The sequence below is a fragment of the Bacillus sp. CGMCC 1.60114 genome (genome assembly GCF_042676365.1).
Taxonomy (GTDB): domain Bacteria; phylum Bacillota; class Bacilli; order Bacillales; family Bacillaceae_G; genus Bacillus_A; species Bacillus_A rhizoplanae_A.
The window spans coordinates 1-6,767 of sequence record NZ_JBHTHG010000032.1 but is presented as its reverse complement, the minus strand read 5'-3'; the positions used below and the strand labels follow the sequence as shown (position 1 = coordinate 6,767).

The 6,767-nt window shown below is 30.4% G+C and carries 8 protein-coding genes; 3 read left to right on the top strand and 5 right to left on the bottom strand.

Annotated elements, in window-relative coordinates:
• Positions 1–354 precede the first annotated feature (354 nt).
• Both ACFQZ1_RS09690 and ACFQZ1_RS09685 read right to left on the bottom strand, forming a co-directional pair.
• Complete coding sequence (locus tag ACFQZ1_RS09690; protein ID WP_377881900.1) at positions 355–1,383, bottom strand: serine hydrolase domain-containing protein; 1,029 nt, start codon at positions 1,381–1,383, stop codon at positions 355–357.
• Positions 1,384–1,469: 86 nt separating this feature from the next.
• Positions 1,470–2,036, bottom strand: a complete 567-nt coding sequence (locus ACFQZ1_RS09685) for a MarR family winged helix-turn-helix transcriptional regulator (RefSeq protein ID WP_377881898.1) — start codon at positions 2,034–2,036, stop codon at positions 1,470–1,472.
• A 499-nt stretch (positions 2,037–2,535) separates the two neighbouring features.
• Between ACFQZ1_RS09685 and ACFQZ1_RS09680 the strand changes: the two genes are divergently transcribed.
• The 3 genes from ACFQZ1_RS09680 (at position 2,536) to ACFQZ1_RS09670 (ending at position 3,719) form a co-directional block, all read left to right on the top strand.
• Entirely contained in the window at positions 2,536–3,078 is a 543-nt protein-coding gene (locus tag ACFQZ1_RS09680) for a GNAT family N-acetyltransferase (RefSeq protein WP_377881896.1), read from the top strand.
• A gap of 204 nt (positions 3,079–3,282) precedes the next feature.
• Positions 3,283–3,462, top strand: a complete 180-nt coding sequence (locus tag ACFQZ1_RS09675) for a hypothetical protein (RefSeq protein WP_377881894.1) — start codon at positions 3,283–3,285, stop codon at positions 3,460–3,462.
• 65 nt (positions 3,463–3,527) lie between these two features.
• Positions 3,528–3,719 carry a hypothetical protein gene (locus ACFQZ1_RS09670; RefSeq protein WP_377881893.1) on the top strand — a complete coding sequence of 64 codons (192 nt, stop codon included), beginning with the start codon at positions 3,528–3,530 and terminating at the stop codon, positions 3,717–3,719.
• A 153-nt stretch (positions 3,720–3,872) separates the two neighbouring features.
• Here ACFQZ1_RS09670 and ACFQZ1_RS09665 read toward each other — a convergent pair whose 3' ends face one another.
• From ACFQZ1_RS09665 to ACFQZ1_RS09655, 3 genes are all read right to left on the bottom strand, one after another.
• Positions 3,873–4,082: a helix-turn-helix domain-containing protein gene (locus tag ACFQZ1_RS09665; RefSeq protein ID WP_377881902.1), complete on the bottom strand. Its 210-nt coding sequence runs from the start codon at positions 4,080–4,082 to the stop codon at positions 3,873–3,875.
• A gap of 7 nt (positions 4,083–4,089) precedes the next feature.
• Entirely contained in the window at positions 4,090–4,635 is a 546-nt protein-coding gene (locus tag ACFQZ1_RS09660; protein WP_377881891.1) for a DUF2975 domain-containing protein, read from the bottom strand.
• Positions 4,636–5,354: 719 nt separating this feature from the next.
• The gene (locus ACFQZ1_RS09655; RefSeq protein WP_377881889.1) at positions 5,355–6,314 is read right to left on the bottom strand and encodes a serine hydrolase domain-containing protein; all 960 of its coding nucleotides are present in this window, start codon (positions 6,312–6,314) and stop codon (positions 5,355–5,357) included.
• Positions 6,315–6,767: the final 453 nt, after the last annotated feature.

Here is a 6,767-nt window from a genome sequence, read left to right as displayed (position 1 = left end):
TGTGATGGTATTCTCACTTATTTTGCAGTAGATGCTGCCCGTAAAATACAAAGTAAAGAGTAGTGTAAAAAAAGCACCTAGTATTATGATTAGGTGCTTTTTTTACACCTAATATATGGTTTAAATTTAACTTCCGCTTTCGAGAATTATGTGAACACTAAATGTTGCTTTAAAATAATGTTTGATTAATTTGATACTAATAACCTTGATAATAGATCATAGAAAAAAGCGTGTTTTGTAAAAAAGATTGATTAAAACACGCTCTTAATATTTTTAATTGACTCGTTCTTTTATAAAAAAGTTTGATCATTCCCTATTTATGGTGCTCCACAATCGCACCCTTTTATGGAACAATTAAGAAATGACTGATTTTTGTAGACTTTCTAATAAGGAAATTCCTATGTTTTCATCATCATTTCTACCTAATTGATAATTGGCCAGAACTACGGAGGCAACTTTCTTTTCTTTATCAATCCCTAAAAATGAACTAAAGCAACCTGTTCCACCGCCATGCAAAATAACATTATTGTTTTTCTTTAAAAGGAACCATCCAAGACCCATATCATACTTCTTTGTTCCATTTCCATGTTTTTTATGACAAAGACACAAATATGGTTGATCTTCGTAAATATTTATTTTTGCATATTTAAGTAAATCATCAGCAGTTGAACTTATTGCACCCGCAGGTGATATAAGATTCTCTTTGTTCCATTTCCAGTTGCCGCAATCATTATTTTTTCTGTCGTAACCATGTAAATTATTGTTTGATGTACCTAAATAAGTATCGCTTAGTCCAAGCTCATTATGAAGAAAGTCATTCATAGTGTCCCAATATCCCTTGCCTGATACAATCCCCAATCCATACCCAATAAGTGATATACCGAAATTTGAATATTTCCATGAATAATCCATTTCTTTTAATTTATTATTTTCAATTAGCATTTTCATTTTGTTAAAATCCATATTTAACGGATTATGCTTATTCAAATCACCACCGCCAATAATCAAACCTAAAATTAGGTTAGAATATTCCCGTTTATTTAATGGCAGTCTTGCTGAATATCCAGAAGAGTGAGTAGCAAGGCGGAGCAATGTAGGATAATAATCGTCTCCCTTAATCTCTCCTATATATTTTTGTATTGAATCGTTTATTGACAACTTTTTTTCAAATACATATTTTGATAACAAAGATACAGTAAAAGTCTTTGTAATAGACCCAATTTCATAATGATATTTTTTGGATGAATCAAGTTCACCGTTTTCATTATAAGTTTTTATTACAGAATCATTGTCTGTTAAATAGCCAACAGTTAATTTTAAATGTTTTTTTCCTTTGCTGGCTCTTTTAATTAATCGTAATGTTTCATCACTGATTTCAAGCATAATTGAACTCCCTCATCCCTCATTTTAGAAATATTTCAAAAAAAGATATATTCTTCAAAGATAAATCAGCCTATACGATTTATTTTTCACATTTTATTTCCCTTATTAATTGCTTGAATTCTTCGTATCTCAAACTCCTTCATTACTCTTAATTGTAATTCAATGTTATCTCCATCCATTTGTAAATTACCCTCTTCTTCAAATCCATCGTGTTCTTCACCGTCAAAACTATAAAGTTTCTTTAAAAGGTCCCACATTATTTCTAATTCTTCAGTTGATAACTTTTTAAAAAGTTCTTCCAAAAAAAAGATTCCTTTTTCTGCAACGACAAGCAATACTTCTTTTCCTGTTTTAGTTATTTTTACGTTAATCGCACGTTTATCTTTCCTACTAGGAACTACGTTAACATATCCCTTGTTTTCCATAATGGTGATTAACTGTTTTGCACTCTGTTTTGTGGTACCTAATTTTCTAGCTATATTATTCAAAGTTGTTTCATCTTCAGGTAAATGCGCAATTGCTACCATTGCCATATACTGTCTGGATGTTAAAAGTTCAAGAAACTTGTCACCTTTTACCTGAATTTTATTTGCTAGAGAAAATAAGGTCCCGTAAGTTTGCTGCATTAAAAAAAGTTCTCTGTAAATATCCATAATTAACCTCCATTTTAGTCATTATACTGTCTAAATTAAAGGTATCACATTTTTCATTTTAGTCAATATACTGTCTATTTTTTGAAATAAACGGTCCTTTAGTTCAATAAGAAAAAGACTACCGTTCGCAACCGGTTATTTAAAGTTAAAGTTTTACAATTAAAACTTTTCTTGTTATGCAACAATCTGACCCGATTGTTGAACAAGAAAAAACCCTGCATATCAACACAGGATTTTTAATCAAACTTTATTATAAATGATCAAACTTTTTTTAAAATAATCGAACTTAGTTTTAAAGGATCAATCTTTTTTATAAAACTACACTAAAGTCCCCTAGTTAAACAATCTGGGGGATTTTTAATAGTCTTCTAAATACATTGAATCCCGATAATGTTACGTTATGTTAACCGCACATAAATATAGTATTCGTCATTATTTACATAGGATTTAAATATATTCATGACGAAATAAACTAAGTACAAAAGGAGGAGTAACTATTATGTCATTTCCAGTTCTAGAAACAGAAAGATTAATATTAAGAGAAATTACAAAAGAGGATTCAAAAGCTATTTTTGATTACTTTTCAAGAGACGATGTAACACGATTTTATGGTATGAATTCTTTTAAAGATTTAAAGGAAGCAGAGACTCTTGTCGAGAACTTTCAGCGTGCTTTTCATGATAAAAAAGGAATTCGATGGGGAATTGTTACAAAAACAGAAAATAAATTCATTGGAACAATAGGGTTTCATGCTTGGAGTCCACAACATAAGCGTACAGAAATCGGCTACGAGATTCATCCTGATTATTGGAGAAAAGGATATATATCGGAAGCCGTGAAAACTGTTATTACATATGGATTTAATGAATGGGATTTAAATAGGATTGGTGCAATTATCTTTACAGATAATGTCGCCTCACATAGATCGATACAAAAATTTGGTTTTAAACAAGATGGAGTATTAAGAGAATACATGTATCAAAATAATTATCCGAACGATGTTATCACTTATTCTCTACTAAGAAGCGAGTGGAATAATTAAAATCATTCTACTTCCAATAACAAAAATTATGTGAACACTAAAGTCCTCCAGTTAAACAATCTGGAGGACTTTTAATAGTCTTCTAAATACATTGAATCCCGATAATGTTACGTTATGTTAACCGATTATGTATATGATATACATTCAAAAATCTAAACAAATCGGTTCTTCCTAATGGTACAATTGGGAAAAGGAGGAAAAATAATGGTTATAAAGAAACAAAAGGTGGAACCGCTATGGTTAGTCACAATCGGATCTATTTGTATGCTTATGGCTTTTCAAATTCAACATTCGGGGTTACAGCTCGCAGGACTTATCGCTGGGGCTGGTTTAAATGGTTGGGCTCTCGGATTAACAATCATGCGTTCCAAAAAGAAAGATTAACATATCCCCCTCTCGAAACGGGAGGGGTTACGTAAAATAATAAATGAGAATAAGGGGGTCATAGCATGAACAGATATTGGATCTACATATATACGTCAATTTTAATTATGTGTTTGATTCTAATTACAATAGGTTTTAAATCTGGATTAGCATATCAATCTTTATCCTGGAAAATCACCATAGGTATTTGTACCGGTTTCGGAGTTTCTGCATTTATGAATTTAAGAAAAAAATCTCAAGAAACCAAAGATATTTAATAGACATAAATAACTTCCGCTAACGAGAATTATGTAAATACGAAGCCCCTTCAGCAAGTAAATTGAAGGGGTTTTTTCTAGATACAGTGACTACTGAATTGGTGTTATGTTAACAATAAATCTGCTCATTAGAGCGGATTTATTGTTTAATCTTCATTCATCTTCTATATATTCTATTATATCTCCGGGTTGACAATATAAAACTTTACAAATTGCGTCTAAAGTAGAAAAGCGAATGGCTTTTGCTTTTCCTGTTTTTAAAATGGATAAGTTACTATTTGTAATTCCAACCTCTTCAGCTAGCTCGTTCAGCGACATTTTTCTTTTAGCCATCATAACATCTAGATTAATTCTAATCATAATTATTATCCTAAATGGTTAATTCATTTTCTTGTGCTATCTGTACCGCTTTATGAAAGAAAAATCCTAACAAAATAATAAATATAGAAGCGAGTAATAAAGACGTGTTCACTGTATATAATGTCTCCACACGACCTTTAAAATGCATAGAGGAAATTATTTTTTTAGCTACAAGTAAGTCTGGAATAGAGTTAATAAAAGAAGCTATAAGAAGTACAAAACCCATTCCGAAAATAGATTTTGTATTACTATGTACAAACAGTTTTCGAGCTGCAAGGTTTTTAAATAAAACTCTAAAATTCCAAAATATAAAAGTAGGAAATACTAAAACTAACGGATACATCATCAAAGCAGGTTTAGCTATCATAGTATCAGCAATATGAAATTGAAGAACTCCTATTGATAACCGGTAATCCCCAGGTTCATTTGGTATGATGGAAGGATCTATGGTTATTGCGGTAAAAAGAGTAGCTGTAGTAATAGTACAAATAATTCCTATGATAAATAATACAGTCATAATATAGGAAATAATGCGGTAAATATTTAATGCTTTCACAAGAATAACCTCCATTGATTTCTTTTATAAGAATAATCTACCATATTATTTTTATTTTTCAACAATTTTTTATCGAAAAACGATAAAAAATTGTTGAAAAATAAAATATAAAATCTAGAAATTTTATATAAAGTTACTATCGATAATAAGAATTATGTAAAGAAAGCTAGTATGAATCTAGCTTTCTCTTTTTTAATCATGGGTATTTTAATTTCTTTATTCATCAGATTTTGAATGTATACTTTTATTGAAAATTTTAGAGAAAATGTGTGATGTGAGATAAAATCAAGAAAATGAAAGTAAACTAATATTCAAAAGTTTACATTTACATAATTTTGTATTTTTATCGTACAATTTTTTATTTTTGGTAATGTGACTCTTATATGGGGGAGCACGCACATTTTAACGTTTTTATACGCTAAGATGGAGGAATCGGTTATTCATTTTATTGCTTTTTATAGAGTTTTGTCGCTTTGGGAGATAATTTGCATTTGTTTTAAGTGCTATTTCGCACTATAAATACCAACCGTTTTGATTTAGGGGTGCCAACATTTCGGAAATTTTGTACGTTAAGAATTTAGCCATAAAAAAGCACACCTCCGATTGTTAGACTGTGTCTAACAATCGGGGTGCACTTCATAAAGAATCGACTTTTTTGTTTGGGTTGTTAAGCTAACCTGCCCGATAGTTTAAGTAGAAACCTTCACAATCTCTTGACTCTATTCGAACAATGGTATAATATGCTTTCTAATCAATTCAATTCTATCCTTGGCACGTGGCATAAAGCGAGAAGCAATAGTAACTACCATTTCTTTTTTGGGGTTTATGAAAATTACATTTCCACCATCACCCAAAGCTGTATAGCAATCATCAACAATCCACCACAAGTAACCATATGACAACTCTCCCCATCGACTTTTTTCCTTTGTGCTGTCCTCTATCCATTTGGAAGATAGAATTTGATTACCGTTCCATACACCGCCACTTAAATATAACTGACCTATTTTTGCCATATCCCGTGGCGTTAAAGTAAGTCCCCAACCGGCGGTGTTTACACCTTTAGGGTCTACTACCCAACCAGTTACATATTTATCCTTAAGAAAAGCGAAATGTTCTTCTTTATTTTGTATAAATGCATTATTAGGAGCTTTGATTTGAAGAGGTTTAAACAAGCTCTCTGTAGCGAAATCAATCACAGATTGACCAGTTGCATTTGTAAGAACGCCTGATAAAATATGTGTGCCAATGGTAGAATATTTAAACTCTCCAATACCGTCTTTTCCCCCTAGCAAATCCAATGTAGCTTTTACCCAGTCATCACTTGTATAAATCTTTGTATATGGCTCTGACTTGTATTTATATGGTGCAGTCATTGTCATCAAATTTTTTATGGTGACATTTTGTATTGTTTTTTCGCCACGCCTAACTGTGTAATCCGGAAAAAATTCTAATACTTTCTGTTCTATATTTTTAATATATCCTTTATCTATTGCAATACCAATAAGAACTGATATTATACTTTTTGTTACAGATGCTATATGCAATATATCATCTTTGGTGTACCCATCAAAATATTTTTCATAAATCAAACTTTTATCTTTTCTAATAGCAATGCCTGCTATATTGGAATATTCTTTTTTTATTAAATCTTCAAAGTTAGAAATAGGATTATTATTCATTCTCACCTTTTCGTATTGACACATTGACGTCAAATATATCAATCCATTCCTTTCATTAAAATGATTAATCAATATTGATGTAATAAAGAATAATTTATTATAAAATTATTTTCAATTCTCTTTTTACATATAATATAAAAAGAGAATAAAGTTATTATATTTTAACACCAAAAACAAGCATAACCCCGTTCTAAATTTAAGACGGGGTTAAAATATAGGGTTCTGGTGCAAAATTTTCTACATGAAGCTACACTCTAGAAAACAGGATCTAGGAGAATCAGACATGAGATATTTTAAAGGACTTTATTGTAAATTAAGCAACTTTTTTGTCACTTAACATAATTCACATAAATTTCAAAATTACAATCTTGAAATGTTAATATTTGTTATATAATAATATGGTCATTATGGCATATCCCTAAAGTTAGTATGTCTAATGAAATTGTTTATTTT